Annotated in this window: 14 protein-coding genes; 5 read left to right on the top strand and 9 right to left on the bottom strand. The window is 71.9% G+C overall.

The features are described 5' to 3' along the window. Window positions 1-16 precede the first annotated feature (16 nt). Together AB0G17_RS13360 and AB0G17_RS13365 are read right to left on the bottom strand one after the other, a co-directional pair. Window positions 17-1,651: an amino acid adenylation domain-containing protein gene (locus AB0G17_RS13360; protein WP_361380353.1), complete on the bottom strand. Its 1,635-nt coding sequence runs from the start codon at window positions 1,649-1,651 to the stop codon at window positions 17-19. 22 nt (window positions 1,652-1,673) lie between these two features. Then, on the bottom strand, window positions 1,674-2,636 hold the full coding sequence (locus AB0G17_RS13365) for a chlorinating enzyme (RefSeq protein ID WP_361380356.1): 963 nt from the start codon (window positions 2,634-2,636) through the stop codon (window positions 1,674-1,676). Between the two features lie 524 nt (window positions 2,637-3,160). Between AB0G17_RS13365 and AB0G17_RS13370 the strand changes: the two genes are divergently transcribed. The 3 genes from AB0G17_RS13370 to AB0G17_RS13380 are packed head-to-tail and all read left to right on the top strand — an operon-like array spanning window position 3,161 to window position 5,782. Further along, complete coding sequence (locus AB0G17_RS13370) at window positions 3,161-4,204, top strand: 3-oxoacyl-[acyl-carrier-protein] synthase III C-terminal domain-containing protein (protein WP_361380359.1); 1,044 nt, start codon at window positions 3,161-3,163, stop codon at window positions 4,202-4,204. Between the two features lie 41 nt (window positions 4,205-4,245). Next, window positions 4,246-5,448, top strand: a complete 1,203-nt coding sequence (locus AB0G17_RS13375; protein ID WP_361380362.1) for an MFS transporter — start codon at window positions 4,246-4,248, stop codon at window positions 5,446-5,448. Window positions 5,449-5,482: 34 nt separating this feature from the next. Beyond that, window positions 5,483-5,782: a muconolactone Delta-isomerase family protein gene (locus tag AB0G17_RS13380; RefSeq protein ID WP_361380365.1), complete on the top strand. Its 300-nt coding sequence runs from the start codon at window positions 5,483-5,485 to the stop codon at window positions 5,780-5,782. Here the strand turns inward: AB0G17_RS13380 and AB0G17_RS13385 are convergent. The 4 genes from AB0G17_RS13385 to AB0G17_RS13400 form a co-directional block, all read right to left on the bottom strand. Beyond that, a complete protein-coding gene (locus AB0G17_RS13385; RefSeq protein WP_361380368.1) occupies window positions 5,736-6,014 on the bottom strand; it encodes an acyl carrier protein in 279 nt (92 codons plus the stop codon). The genes AB0G17_RS13380 and AB0G17_RS13385 overlap by 47 nt on opposite strands. Beyond that, complete coding sequence (locus AB0G17_RS13390; RefSeq protein WP_361380371.1) at window positions 6,011-6,874, bottom strand: hypothetical protein; 864 nt, start codon at window positions 6,872-6,874, stop codon at window positions 6,011-6,013. The genes AB0G17_RS13385 and AB0G17_RS13390 overlap by 4 nt, the downstream gene beginning before the upstream one ends. Next, entirely contained in the window at window positions 6,871-7,866 is a 996-nt protein-coding gene (locus tag AB0G17_RS13395; protein WP_361380622.1) for an FAD-dependent oxidoreductase, read from the bottom strand. Before AB0G17_RS13395 ends, AB0G17_RS13390 begins: the two co-directional genes overlap by 4 nt. Window positions 7,867-7,967: 101 nt before the next feature. After that, a complete protein-coding gene (locus AB0G17_RS13400; RefSeq protein WP_361380374.1) occupies window positions 7,968-9,008 on the bottom strand; it encodes a ketoacyl-ACP synthase III family protein in 1,041 nt (346 codons plus the stop codon). 235 nt (window positions 9,009-9,243) lie between these two features. Here AB0G17_RS13400 and tsaA point away from each other — a divergent pair, with 235 nt between their 5' ends. Both tsaA and AB0G17_RS13410 read left to right on the top strand, forming a co-directional pair. Further along, window positions 9,244-9,711, top strand: a complete 468-nt coding sequence (tsaA, locus tag AB0G17_RS13405; protein WP_361380377.1) for a tRNA (N6-threonylcarbamoyladenosine(37)-N6)-methyltransferase TrmO — start codon at window positions 9,244-9,246, stop codon at window positions 9,709-9,711. Between the two features lie 44 nt (window positions 9,712-9,755). Then, a protein-coding gene (locus tag AB0G17_RS13410) for an IS5 family transposase (RefSeq protein WP_361380380.1) occupies window positions 9,756-10,630 on the top strand; the annotation gives its coding sequence in 2 pieces (ribosomal slippage) (window positions 9,756-10,146 and window positions 10,146-10,630; 876 coding nt in all). Between the two features lie 33 nt (window positions 10,631-10,663). On the opposite strand, the gene AB0G17_RS13415 is transcribed toward AB0G17_RS13410, so the two are convergent. The 3 genes from AB0G17_RS13415 to AB0G17_RS13425 form a co-directional block, all read right to left on the bottom strand. Further along, the gene (locus tag AB0G17_RS13415; RefSeq protein ID WP_361380383.1) at window positions 10,664-11,011 is read right to left on the bottom strand and encodes a VOC family protein; all 348 of its coding nucleotides are present in this window, start codon (window positions 11,009-11,011) and stop codon (window positions 10,664-10,666) included. Window positions 11,012-11,118: 107 nt separating this feature from the next. Next, window positions 11,119-12,384, bottom strand: coding sequence for a GNAT family N-acetyltransferase (locus tag AB0G17_RS13420; protein WP_361380386.1), 1,266 nt, complete (start codon window positions 12,382-12,384; stop codon window positions 11,119-11,121). A 55-nt stretch (window positions 12,385-12,439) separates the two neighbouring features. Continuing rightward, complete coding sequence (locus tag AB0G17_RS13425; RefSeq protein ID WP_361380388.1) at window positions 12,440-13,693, bottom strand: MFS transporter; 1,254 nt, start codon at window positions 13,691-13,693, stop codon at window positions 12,440-12,442. Between the last annotated feature and the right edge of the window lies 1 nt (window position 13,694).

Genomic DNA, 13,694 nt, shown 5'->3' on the forward strand with positions numbered 1-13,694 from the left:
CGTCTCCTCCGTCCGGTCAGTCCCGCGAGGCCACCGGCTGTGCGGCCGGGGCTGCGGGTGGTGGGGTGTGGCTTTCGTGTACGGCGAGCAGCGCGCGGCCGTCGACCTTGCCGGTCGCCGTCAGCGGCAGCGCCTCGCACAGATGGATGCGGGCCGGGACCAGATACGCGGGGAGCCGGGTCCGCAGGTGGTGGCGCAGTGAGGTGGGGGTGACGGACTGGTCGTCCGTCACCACGAAGGCCACCAGGGCCCGTTCCCCGCGCCGGGTGCTCACGGTCACATGGCTGCGCCGTACCGCCGGGTGGTGGTCGAGGTGGTGGGCGACCTCGCCCAGCTCGACGCGGAAGCCGTTGATCTTGACCTGGTCGTCGTCACGGCCCTGGAAGACGAGCGAGCCGTCGGGGAGCAGGGTGCCGTGGTCGCCGGTCCGGTAGAGCCGCTCGGTCACGCCGTCGACCACCCGCTCCACGAAGCGCTCCGCGGTGAGCTCCGGCATGCCCACGTACCCGGGCGAGAGGCCGTCGCCCGCGAGATGGATCTCACCGGTCCGGCCCGGCTCGCACAGGGTGTCGCCGTCGATCACATAGAGCCGGGTGTTCTGGATCGGCGTGCCGATCGGCAGCAGCCCCGAGTCGGGGATGAGCCGGTCGACGGGGTGGTAGGTGGCGAAGGTGGTGGCCTCGGTGGGCCCGTACACATGGACCAGGCGGCCCGACCCGTAGCGCCTCAGCGCCGCGGCCACGTGCGGGATCGAGTGGAGCTCGCCGCCCATCAGGACGGTCTCGGTCCCGTCGACGGCGTCGGGCGCCTCGTCGATCACGGCGTTGAACAGTGCCGTGGTGAGGAAGACGACGGTGACCCGGTGTTCGTCGACGACCCGCCCGAGCCGGGAGAGCCGTACCAGACCGTCCGGGTACAGCACGCACGTACCGCCGTTGAGCAGCGCGCCCCAGATCTCGAAGGTCGCGGCGTCGAACGTGACCGGCGCGAGCTGGAGCAGCCGGCTGTCCGCGTCCAGCCGGGCGAAGCGGGCGCCGAGGACGAGCCGGGCGATGCCGCGGTGGTGGATGGCCACGCCCTTGGGGCGGCCGGTGGAGCCCGAGGTGAAGTTGATGTAGGCGAGGCTGTCCCCGTTCACCGCGACCGCCGGGGCGACTTCGGACCCCACCAACTCATCGTCGACGGGCAGCACTTGGCATGTGGTGAGCCGCCGGGAGAGCTGTTCGTGACGGTCGGTCAGGATCCACTGGCACTCGGCGTCCGCGAACAGGCCGTGCAGGCGCTCGTCGGGCCAGCCCACGTCGAACGGCAGATACGCGCCCCCGCACTTCAGCACCGCGAGCAGCGCCACGATCAGCTCGGGCGAGCGCACCAGGCAGACGCCGACGGTCGCCCCGGGCGTGAACCCCTGGGCGAGCAGCCGATGGGCGAGCCCGTTGGAGAGCCGGTCGAGTTCCCGGTACGTGTACGTGCGCCCGCCCTGCACGACCGCGGGCGCGTCCGGGGCGCGGGCGACGCTCGCCGCGAAGAGCGCGGGCACCGAGCTGTCCCGCGGGTAGTCGGCAGCGGTCCGGTTGATCCGGCGGTGGAGGGCGAGAGCCTCCTCGGTGCCGGTGAGTCGAGTTGCCGTCGGTCTTTCCAGCGCAGACACCCCCCGTGCCGTGTCGATGTCGTCAGCGGGCCGTCCGGAAGGGCGTGCCGTTGACGGTCTGTTCGACGAAGCGGTTGTGCTTGTACGTGTCCTCGCCGGAGACCAGCACGCAGCCGAACTTGTCGAGGCTGGCCTGGCCGCCGAACTCCTGGAGGGCGTCCGAGAACGGGTAGACCTGCACCTGGGTCGGCAGATAGCGGGCCGCGTACCCCAGTCGCATGTTGTCGGTCAGGCCCGCGTGCGGATGCGAGGCGTGCATCAGGGTCGACCAGAAGACGATGAACTGGCCCTGCTTGAGCACCATCGACTTGGCCTTGGACTCGTCCGGGCTCCAGTTCGGGTCCTTTTGGAGCTGGCGGTAGTCGTAACCGAAGAAGCCGCGCCGTACGCCGTCCTTCTCCACCTTGCCGATGGAGTCCGCGTCGTACGTCATGACCTTGGACTCGTCGTAGTTCATGGTCTTGTGCGAGCCGGGGATGAACTGGAGGCAGCCCATCTCCACGCTGGCGTCGGTGAACGCCGACCAGACGGTGATGGTGCCGCCGAACTCGGAGTCCTCGGGCCAGACGATCTGGGGGTGCTTGGATCCGGCCACGTTGGAGAAGTTGTCGGCCTGGTGCCAGTCGGTGCCCTCGTCGCCGGGGTACTTGGGGAAGAACTCGGTGCGCCAGCACAGCACGTCGGGGCCCAGCAGACTGGCGACGCGGTGGACGATCTCGGGGCGCGTGATGTGGTCGGCGAGGAAGTCGACGTCGAGGTGGCGGTCGTAGTTGGCGAGGTTGGTGACGCCGGAGACCGCCTTCTCCTGTCCGTAGATCGCCCGTTTGGTGTTGAGCAGCTTGGGGCGCAGGGCGCGGAGGTTCTTCTCCATCTCGGCGGCTTCGTAGAGGTCGAACGGGCCGATGTAGCCGTCGCGGTGGAACTGTTCGATCTCCCGGGCGCTCAGGGAGAAGTCGGTGGTCGTGGTGCCGGCCAGGTCGTCCATGCATCACCTCTGTGTGAGCGACACTCCGCTGTGGCAGCGGACGGGTAAATGCGTGCTGTTCCGGTCAACTCTCGCCATTGGACGGTGAGTTGTGCTCTGTTTAACACAGGGATTCCTCCGGACGCTCCTATTCCCCGGAGTTGCACACCCCTCGCACGGCGGTGGACATCGCGCGGGTGGGCGGCGTGAGGGGCCGGTGGATCGCCGTACGGTCCAGGCCGGGGCGGGCGGAGGGGTGGGCGGCGCGGCCCGCCGGGAGCGCGCACTATCGGCCGTCCACGAGGGGTTCGGGCGTAAGGTCGTATACGCCACAAAAGGGGCGCATGGTCGGCGGCCGGAGACGGCGGCCGTTGACGCTCCGCACACGGTGCGTTCCCGGGGGCTCCGGCCGGGCGCGCGACGGGCCCCCGAAGCGCGCGACTTGCGCCTTTCGGCCCTTGACGCGGCATCCCGAGGTAGAGAAGACTCTCGCTGATAATCCGCATCACTGACGATGCCCTCCGGGGCCCTTCCGGGAGGACCCAGTGCGTCTGTCCCCGCCCTTATCCACGCCGCTGCGGATCGCGGCCGCGACGCTCTGGCTCCCGGACCGCCGCGACACCACCGAGGCCGCGCTGGCGGCCGGCCGGGTCGACGAGGAGACCGCGACCCGCCTCGGCTACCGCGAAGTGACCGTCAGCCCCGACCACGCGGCGCCGGAGATGGCGGTCCTCGCCGCCACCGACGCGCTGGCGGCCGCCGGGTGGGACGGGGCGGGGATCGGCATGGTGGCGCACGCCTGGACCTACCACCAGGGCCACGACTTCTGGTCCCCGGCCAACTACGTCGCCCACCACATCGGCGCCTCGACCGCCATCGCCGTGGGCGTGCAGCAGATGTGCAACGGCGGAGCCGCCGCACTCGAAGTCGCCGCCGCCCGCATGATCGCGGACCCGGGTGTGGCCCGCGCCGCGGTCACCACGGGCGACCGCTTCCTGCCGCCCGCCTTCGACCGCTGGCTCGGTGACTACGAACTCGTCTACGGCGACGCCGGGACCGCCCTGCTCCTGGACCGCGCCCAGGGCCCGTACGAGCTGCTCTCGGTGGCCACCGTGGCCCGTTCTGAGTACGAGACGATGCACCGCGGCGACGACGAGTTCAGCTCGATGCCGCGCACCCTGCCCCAGGTCGACGTGCGCCGCACCAAGCGGGCGTTCGTCGCCTCCGGGGCCGAGCCCGGGTTCGACGCGGCGCTCATCGAGGCCGTGGTCGACGTGGTGAACACCGCGCTCACCGAGGCGGGGCTGGCCCCCGACGACCCCCGGGTGCGGTTCCTCACGCTCCCCCGGCTCGGCGCCGGGCCGCTGGAGGAGTTCTTCCACCCGGCCGTCGAGCGCCTGGGGCTGCGCCACGCCGAGGTCCTCAACCTGGGCGGCGGGACCGGGCACCTGGGCGCCGGGGACTCCGCCGCCAACCTGGCCGCCCTGCACGCCGAGAAGCGGCTCGCCGAGGGCGAGGTGGCGCTGCTGCTCAGCCTGGGCGGCGGGTTCAGCTGGTCGTGCGTCGCCGTCCGGGCGGCCGCCCGATGAGGGCCGGTCCGACGGGCGGGAGACTCACCGACCGCGGGGTCGTGGCCGTCCTGTGCGCCGGTTTCTTCCTGCTCGACTTCGACCTCGTCGTCATCAACCCGATCCTGGTCCCCGTCTCCAAGGACCTCGACGTCAGTCTGGGCACCACCACGCTCGCCCTCACCGGCTATCTGGCGATGGTCGGCATCATGCAGCCGGTGCACGGCACGGTCTCCGACCGGGTGGGCCGGGTGCGGGTGCTGCAGACCGCGCTGGTCGGGCTGGGCGTCGCGGACCTGGCGGCGGCCCTGGCGCCCAATGTGGCGCTGCTGATCGCGGGCCGCGCGATCGCCGGCGGGTTCGCCGCCGCGCTCATCCCGGTGACCGTCGCGTATGTGGGCGACCACATCCCGATGGAGCGCCGCCAGCGCACGATGGCTGCGCTGATGTCCTCCAGCGCGGTCGGCGCCGCCTCCGCGACCGTGGTCGCCGGCGCGCTGACCGATCTGCTCGACTGGCGCTCGCCGCTGCTCATCCCGGCCGTGGCGGCGCCGCTGCTCGCCCTGGTGTACACCCGGCTCCCGGAGGCGCCCCGGGTGAAGACCGTAGGCGGGCCGAGCGTACGGCAGCGGTTCGCGCAGGTGCTCGGGGACGGCTGGTTCCGCTTCTTCATCCCGTTCACCTTCGTCGAGGGCGCGGCGATGATGGGCCTGTTCAACTTCTTCAACGCGGCCCTCCAGAAGCACGGCAGCAGCGTCCTGATGTCGGGCCTGGTGACCAGCGCGTACGGTGTGGCGGCCATCGGCGGCAGTGTGGTGGTCCGGGCCGTCGACGCCCGGGCGACCGGCGCGGGCATGTTCGGCTGGGGCACCGGCATGCTCCTCGCGGGCTATCTCACGGCCGCGCTCACCCAGTCCGTCGCGGGCATCCTGGTCGCCAGCGCGCTCGCCGGACTCGCCCTCGCCGTCGGCCAGTCCGCGCTCCAGGCATGGATCCTGGAGGCCGCCGCGCCCGAGGTGCGCGGCAGCGCCACCGCGCTCATCGCCTGCTCGGTCTTCACCGGCGCCGCCATCAGCACGGCCGCCGTCGGCCCGCTCGCGGGACGCGGCGACTTCGGGCTGCTGTTCGCCATCGCGGCCGCCGCGACCGTACCGGTGTCGATCGTCGGCACCCTCGCGCGGGCGCGCTTCGCCCGCTCCGACCGTGCCATGCGGATGCCCGCCGGGCCGCCCGTGGACCAGGAAGCCCCGAAACCACTCAACTGAGGGCAACCGAACGACAACTGGAGGAGAGACATCCATGGCGCTGTTCGCGGTGATAGCCAAGCGGGCCCCGGTCGGCATCAGCATCGAGGAGTTCCAGCAGAAGCTGGCCGAGGGCTTCCGGTACACCCAGGAGCTGGAGGAGAAGGGGCTGATCAAGGACCGCTGGATCCTGGTCGGCGCCTCGGCGGGGCTCAACATCTACGACGTCGAGTCGCACGAGCAGCTGATGCAGCTGCTGTACCGCAGCCCCGCCGGACTGCACCTGGACTTCGAGGTGTACCCGCTGATCAGCCCGCCGAGCTACGATCCGACGGCCGACGGTCCCGGCCACTGAAGAACGCCCGCTCGATCCGGCTCAGCGAGCGGAAGTCGTCGAGGTCGAGGTTCTCGACGTCGACGGGCCGCCCGCTGAGCCGCTCGATCAGCACGATGAACTCCAGGAATCCCAGCGAGTCGATGAGCCGGCTCTCGATCAGATCGTCGTCCGGGCCGATCCCGGCCGCCTCCGGGTGGCGCCTGCCGATCCAGGCGACGACCTCCGTCAGCTCGGCGGCGGCCGCGCTCACCGCTCGGCCCCGCCGGTCCGGTCCGCCGCGCCGAGTGCCACGGCAGCCTTCTCCACGGCCTCCGTCGCCGCCTCCCAGCTGCCGTACCGGGCGTACAGCACCGACAGCCAGCGCTCCAGGCCGAAGGCGGCGCAACTGGTGTGGGCGGCCTGGCCGGTGGTGTCCAGGGTGATGCCGCACCGCTCGCCGAAGAAGTTGCGGTGGACGTTGAGCGAGGCTATCGCCAGGTCGTCGACGATGAACTCGTGCTTGACGGGCGAGAGCCGCTGGAGCAGCGCCCGCTGTCCGCCCCGGTCGTAGAAGGGGTCGGTCGCGGCCTCCTTGCGCATGGTGAGGCCGAGCGCGTCCGCCAGGGCGGTGATCCGCTCCTCGAAGCCGCGCAGGTGCTCCTGGGTGAACTCGTGCGAGCCGAGCGCCACGATCTCGCGCATATGGAAGCCGAGGAGGCGCCGCAGCCCGTCGTAGTGCTCCTCACTGCGGAAGCAGCGCCCGAGCACGGTCACCGTCGTACCGTCGGGAAGGGCGCGGCCCTCGTGGTGGAGGTAGACGGCGAAGCAGGCGGCCGAGGGGAGCCCGAAGAGCGCGGGTTCGAGGGCGCCGGGCATGAACTGCTCGTGCTGTACGCCTGGTTGATGCAGCGTCAGGTCCAGGGTGCTCACCACGAGCGCCTGGTGCGGGAAGTTGTCGTACACGTCGAGGCGGGAGAGCGCGGCGACCGGCAGCAGCGGCGGCATGATCATGGGGGCCGCGCCGCTGCCCGTCCCCCAGCCCTCCAGGAGCGCGTCGAGCCGCTTCAGCAGGACGGTGGCACCGGCCGAGAGCGTCTGCAGACCCGGGCCGTCCGCCAGGCCCGCCGTCATGAGACGACTTCGGCGGCGGCGCCGCCGAGCGCCAGCCGCAGCACGTCCTGGGCGCAGCCCCAGGAGAGGCCGACCGCGATGCCGCCGTGGCCGTAATTGTGGATCACCCGCGCGGAGCCGACGGTCTCCACTTCGAGGCGGGTCTGCGGGCGTGACGCGCGCAGGCCGACCTCGACGCCGGTGACCTTCGCCCCGGCGATCCGGGGCTCCACGGCGATGCAGCGCGCCAGGATCTCCTCCGTCCGGGCCGGGTCCGGCTCCATGCTCCACACCTCGCGCTCGGCGGTGCCGCCGCACACCAGACGGCGTCCGTGCGGAAAGTAACTCGTCGAGTTCGGGCCGGGGTTCTGCTCGAAGAAGAACTCGTCGATCCCCGGGTTCTCCACGATCACGTGCTGGCCGCGGACCGGGAAGACCTTCGGGTCGTCGGCCAGGGCGCGCGCCCCCACCCCCGTGCAGTTGACGACGAGCGGCGCCTCGGCGGCCGCCGCCTCCAGCGAGTCCACCACGCCCACCTCGACACTGCCCCCGGCCGCGGTGACGCGGGAGGCCAGGTACTCCAAGTACACGGGCATGTCCACGATCGGCAGCTCGACCCGGAAGGCCACCGGGAATCCGCCGCTCTCCTCCTCGCCGCACGGCGCGTAGCCGGGCAGATGGGCGGCCCACTCGTGGCCGCCGGCGGCTTGCCGGTTGACCAGGCGGCCCCGGGTCAGACGGACGCCGCTGTCGGGCTGCTTGGCCAGCGCGGTGAACTCGGCCAGGCTCGCCTGGTGCCAGGGCCGGGTGATCACCGTCGGCGCGAACTTGGCCTCCGCCTCGGTCTCGTCGGCGATCGCCGGGCCGCCGATGATCGCCCCGGCCACGGCCGACGTGGTCTGCCGGGGCGCGCGCTCGGCGACGACCCGGACCGTGTGGCCGCGCTCGGCCAGGCACACCGCCGTGGTCAGTCCGGCCACACCGGCACCGATGACCAGTGCCTCGTTTCGCATCGTCACTCGACTGCACCTCTCACTGTGGAAGATGTACGGGCCGTACGGGAATCCCGCACGGAAAAGACGTTCCGAGGCCGACGGGTGTGACGCCCGGCGGGCTATTCGTGGGATATCGCGACGCAGGACCAGGTGAAGCCGTTGCCGGCGCTGAGGAACAGCGCCACCTCGCCCGGCGCGAGCCGGTCGTCCGCCTGGAGGGTGGCGAGGTTGGCCGTGACGTCCCCGGCACCGAGGTGCCCGGTGTCGCGGCCCAGGTCGAGGAGTTCGGTGTGGGGCAGGGCGAGTTCGTGGAGGGAGGGCCCGTAGAACTGGGTGAGCGCGCCGGTGCTGAGGCGGGGCAGGACGAGGTGGCGCAGCCGGGGGTCGGCCGGGGTCAGCCCGGCGTCCGCGATGGCGTCGAGCACCACCCGCTGCACCGAGCGGCGCAGCACGGCGACGAACTTCGGCCAGCCGCCGCCCGCCCGGAAGGCCAGCTTGGTGCGCCGCGCGCTGATCGTGTCGTACGCGCTGTGCGGCGCCGGGGTGAAGGCGTCGTCGCCCCGGTAGAGCACCTCGTACTCGGGGACGCTCACGGAGGCGATGGCGAGCAGCCGGTAGGGGCCCGCGTCGCGGTCGAGGAGCAGCGCGGTGGCCGCGTCCCCGTACGCCACGTCGATGTCGCCGGACCAGCGGTCGAAGCCGGGCTCCACGAACCGGTCGGCGGTGGTCACCAGGCACCGGTTGACCGTGGGGTCCAGGGCGAGGCGGGCGGCGGCCACTTCCAGGGCGGCCACGCCTCCGTTGGAGGTCTGCTGCACCCCGAGCGGGGTCGCGTGGCGGGCGCCGATGCCGTGGGCCACGTAGTGCGGCGCGGACCAGAAGTCGTGGCCCTGGTGGTAGATCCAGGAGTGGACGACCAGGCCGAGGTCGTCGCCGGACCAGCCCGCGTCGGCGAGCGCCTTCTGGGCCGCGAGCACGGCCATCTCGGGGGCTGCCCGGTCGGGGCTCTCGCTCAGCGCGCGGTAGCCGAGCCGGTCGGCGGTTTCCTGGTCGAGCCGCCCGTCCGCCACCGCCCGTGCGGTGTCCAGACGGCGGGACGGGAGCCAGAGCACGGCGGCGGCTATGCCCGGCGGTTCGGGTAACGGCGGACTCAGTCTCACGGGGCTGCCTCCTCGGACCGGCCCGACGACTCGGGCCCTACCTCCCGGCTGCCCACTATATTGTCAGCGTTATTGATTGTCAGTCGCCTGTCTCTCAACTGCCGCACAATCGGCGCGTTTCAGGCGGTCCGCGGCGGAACTGCGCGGGGTGTCGTTCAGCATGTGCTGTCGTTCTGCTTGGTGGACGTGGTTCCCCAGTGTTGAGACGTGGTTCCCCAGTGTGAGGAGATACGTGGTGTCCCACCGGCCCGCCCCTCTCGGCGCCGACGCGGTCGTTCCGCTGTCGCCGATCGGCTATGTCGTGACGGAGTACGCCCGGCCCCAGGAGGCTCCGCCGCAGGCGACCCTGGCCTACGGGGACCAGGGCCACGTCGTGCTCTACGAGCCGTACGCAGCAGGCCTCGACGGCCTCGCCGACGGCTGGTACGTATGGCTGCTGACCTGGCTGCACGACCAGACCGACGAGGAGACCGCACCGCTCCAGGTCGTGCCGCGCGGCTGGGAGCAGAGCGGACGCACGACCGGCGTCTACGCCACCCGTACGCCCAACCGGCACAACCGCATCGGCCTGAGCCTGGTCCGCATCCGCGAAGTGAAGGGCAACGTGCTCCACTTCGACGGCGTGGACCTGGTCGACGGCACGCCGGTGCTCGACATCAAGCCGTATTCGCCGACGTCCGACACCCCGCCCGAGTCCGCCTAGGGCGCGTATCGAAAGTGGATCTTGAGGTGAGATGATCTTGCTTTGTGGCAGGTGGAGATCTGACGGATGCGCAGTGGGCCTGTCTGGAGCCGCTGTTGCCCAAGGGCAAGAAGCCGGGGCGTCCACCGATATGGACCAGGCGGCAGCTGATCGACGGCATACGGTTTCGTACCCGTACCGGCGTCCCGTGGCGGGACGTGCCGGAGCGGTACGGGCCCTGGGCCAGGTCGTACGACCTGTTCCGCCGCTGGCAGCGGGACGGCACCTGGCAGCGGATCTTCGCGGAACTGCAGGCCCAGGCCGACGCCAGGGAGCTCATCACCTGGGACCTCAACATCGACTCCACCGTCTGCCGGGCCCACCAGCACGCCGCCGGGGCGCGGAAAAGGGGGACCTGCAGAAGGAGCCGCCCGGCGGGATCGGCGTCGAGCCGGACGACCACGGCCTCGGCCGCTCGCGCGGCGGCCTGACCACCAAGCTGCACCTGGCCGTCGAGCAGGGCCAGAAGCCCATGTCCATCGTGATCACGGCCGGACAGCACGGCGACTCCCCGCAGTTCGAGCCGGTCCTGAAGAAGGTCCGCGTCGCGCGCCCGGGCGCCGGACGGCCACGGACCCGCCCCAGCCGAGTCCGCGCCGACAAGGCTTACGCCTCCCGCAAGAACCGTGCCTACCTGCGGCGGCGCGGAATCCGCTGCACCATCCCGGACAAGGCCGACCAGGCGGCCCACCGCAAGAAGCGCGGCTCGCGCGGCGGCCGCCCGCCGAAGTTCGACAAGATCGACTATCGCGAGCGGCACGCGGTGGAGTGCGGCATCAACCGCCTCAAAAGGCACCGGGCAGTGGCCACACGCTGCGAGAAGCTCGCCGTCCGCTACGAAGTAACCGTCTTGGTCGCGGCCATCAATGAGTGGCTGTGACCCGCACTTTCACCAGGGGTGCGGAAGAAGCCGTCAGCGGTGGCCCAGCACGTTGACCACCCGTCCGCTGGGGTCGCGGACGAAGAACCGCCGCACGCCCCACTCCTCATCCTGCAAGGGGTGCACGATCTCCGCACCGCTCTCCCGCATGACCGCATAAGCCGCATCCACGTCGTCCACCTCGACGCTCATGTCGGGGGTGACAGGCGCGGCCTTGTCACTGGTCATGACGCTGATCTGCGCTGCCGGGGTGGACGGGGAGGCGAGCGTCATGATCCAGCCGTGGTTCATGACCTCCTCGAAGCCCAGCAGGCCATAGAACTCCCGGCTCTCCTGCGCGGCCTCCGACTGGATGTTGGGCACGACACGGCGAACGGTCATCGACGACTCCAAGTGAGAACAAACGTGTCTCTATGTTTCCCCAGGAGTACTACGCCACGTCCGCCAACGCATACACTTTTGCAACACGCCCTAGGGCCTGTCGCGGGTCAGAACTCGTCGACGGTGTGCGGGAGTCGGTCCGTGCGCAGCGCCGCGCCCAGGGCCTCCGCCGCGCCCGGGGTGTGCTCGGTGATCAGGCCCGCCGCCACGAGGTGGCGCGGGTCGGTGCCGCCGAGGTAGCAGGCGCCGAGGTCGCGCACGTCCAGGGCCAGGTCGGGCCGGGCGTCCGTCGGTTCGCACGAGGCGGTGTACGCCGCGGGGTCCGTGTCGGCGTCCGGTCCCGGCGCGACCGTGAGCCGGAAGCGGCCCGCATTGGCCGGTACGCGCTCGTCGCGCACCTCGACGACCAGGTCCGCCGGGGCCGCCCAGGAGCGCGCGGTGAGCGCGGCGGGCACATCGAGCAGGCGCAGCCACAGCGCCGGGAACGTCTGGGTGACGCGGACCTGGTCGCGGTCGGCGGCGAAGTGGTGCAGCGGGTCGTCCGGGGCGCCGCCCCAGTACCGGACCCGGCCGGTCAGGTCGATCGCGGCCAGATACCGCCAAAGCGCGGCCGCACCCGCCGGGGTGTCGGCCTCCAGCTCGTCGACGCGGACCAGACCGGGCGTACCGGCGTCGTCGTCACCGCCTTTGGTGCGGTACACCGCGTACCCGCCGAGCGGCTCGTCCGGGGCGCCGAGCGCCACGATCCTCGGCGGGCTCAGCTCGTCGTCGTCCTCGTCCTTGTCGGCCAGCCACTCCTTGCGCCAGCGGACCGCGTCGCGGGCGATCCGGCCGGGTGTGCGGGCGCGGGTCGCGTCGTAGTACGGCCCGAGGAGCGCAGGGGCGTCCAGCGGGTCGACCAGCCGCAGCGGACGCTCGTCCGGGGCGATGCGCAGGGCGAGCGGACGGCTGGAGTCGATCTCCACGGTGGCGCCGTGGGTGGCTGAACCGTAGCCGAAGCGGCCGTAGATGGCGGCCTCGGAGGCCCACAGCGCGGCCACCGGCCGCCCCTCACCAGCGGCACGGCGGAAGAGCTCGGCCATCATGCCGGTGAGGACGCCCCGGCGGCGGTGAGTGGGAGCCACGGACACGAACGTGAGCCCGGGGCAAGGGAGTTCACCGCCGGGGACGGAGATCGTGAACCGGAAGGCGGCGAGGAAGCCGACGAGGACGTCACCGTCGTAGGCCCCCACCCGGTCGCAGTCGAGGAGTGCCTCGCGGTGGTACTTGCGGATCTCCTCGTCCTCGGGCCGTTCGTGGAAGACGAGGTATCCGAGTGCGAGGGCGCGGTCGACATGGGCTTCGGGAACGTCGCGGAAGCGCAGCTGATCCATTCCTCGACACTAACCCGGCCGAATCGGGCAGTCATCCGTATTTATCCGGGGCGGCTCAGCCGGGTGAACCGGCCGTCACCTTGCCGCGGTCGACGGCTCCGCGCCCGGCGAGCGGCACGGTGACGGTCCCGGCCGCCAGGAACAGGGTGCCGAGCAGCAGCCAGCCCGGCGCTCCCCCGTGTGTGACCAGGGCCGCGACCAGGAGCGGGCCGCCCGCCCTCGCCAGGTCGGAGCCGAGGCTCCAGGCGCCCAGGAACTCGCCCTGTCGCTGCGGGTCGGCGAGGCCGTACGAGATGCCCCAGCCGCTCGCCGAGGAGAGCAGCTCGCCGGCCGTCAGCAGGGCCACGCCGACCGCGAGCACCAGCACGGCGGGGACCGGCGGGAGCGCGGCCGTGGTGGCCGTCACCGCGCAGGCGGCGAGCAGCGCCCAGCCGGCGCGCCGGCCCGCGAGCGCCGCCCCCGCGACGGTGTCGCTGCCGCGCGCGGCCCGCACCTGGAGCAGGATCACCAGCGCGGTGTTGAGCAGCATCAGCACCGCGACCGTCCAGGTCGGCGCGTGCGTACGGGACGAAATCCACAACGGGAGGCCGAGGTTGAGGATGTCGGCGTTGATGTAGAGCAGTCCGGAGAGCGCGGCGAGGGCGAGGAAGCGGCGGTCGCGCAGGGCGCCTCGGCGGTTGGCGGGCCGGTCGGCCGCCGCCGGTGCCGCACGCGGGCCGTCGTCCGGCATCCGGAGCACGATGGCGGCGACGATCGCGTACGAGAGGCAGTTGCCCAGGACGAGGGCCGCGTAGGCGGTACGGGAGTCGGCGGCCAGGGCGGCGCCCGCGCCCAGACTGCCCAGCGAGAAGCCGATGTTGAGCATCACCCGGGTGTACGCGCTGACCGCGACCAGCGCCGAGTCGTCCGCGATGCGGGCGAGGTAGGCGCCCCGGACCGGCCGTGACGCGCTCTCGGCGAGGGCGATCACGCAGACGACGGCGAGGAAGGCGGCGAAGCCGTCGACGAGCAGGTACCCGGCGAAGGCGACGGCCCGTACGACCACGGTGGCCAGATAGACCTGGCGGTGGCCGAACCGGTCGCCGAGCCGCCCGGCCGGGACGGCGACGGCGGGTCCGAGCAGGGCGGCGATCGTCAGGCCGAGGCCAACCTGGGTGGCGCCGAGCCCGACGACCCGGGTGAAGAACAGGGCGGCGCCGGTGTGGAAGAGGCCGTTGCCGATCCAGTCGACGAGGGTGGTGAGGGCGTACGCGCGCAGGGGGCCGCGGGGCGGCAGCAGGGCTGCCACCCGGGAGGAGGTGGAGGGCATG

The sequence above is a fragment of the Streptomyces sp. NPDC023838 genome (assembly GCF_040639555.1).
In the GTDB taxonomy this organism is placed as follows: Bacteria; Actinomycetota; Actinomycetes; order Streptomycetales; family Streptomycetaceae; genus Streptomyces.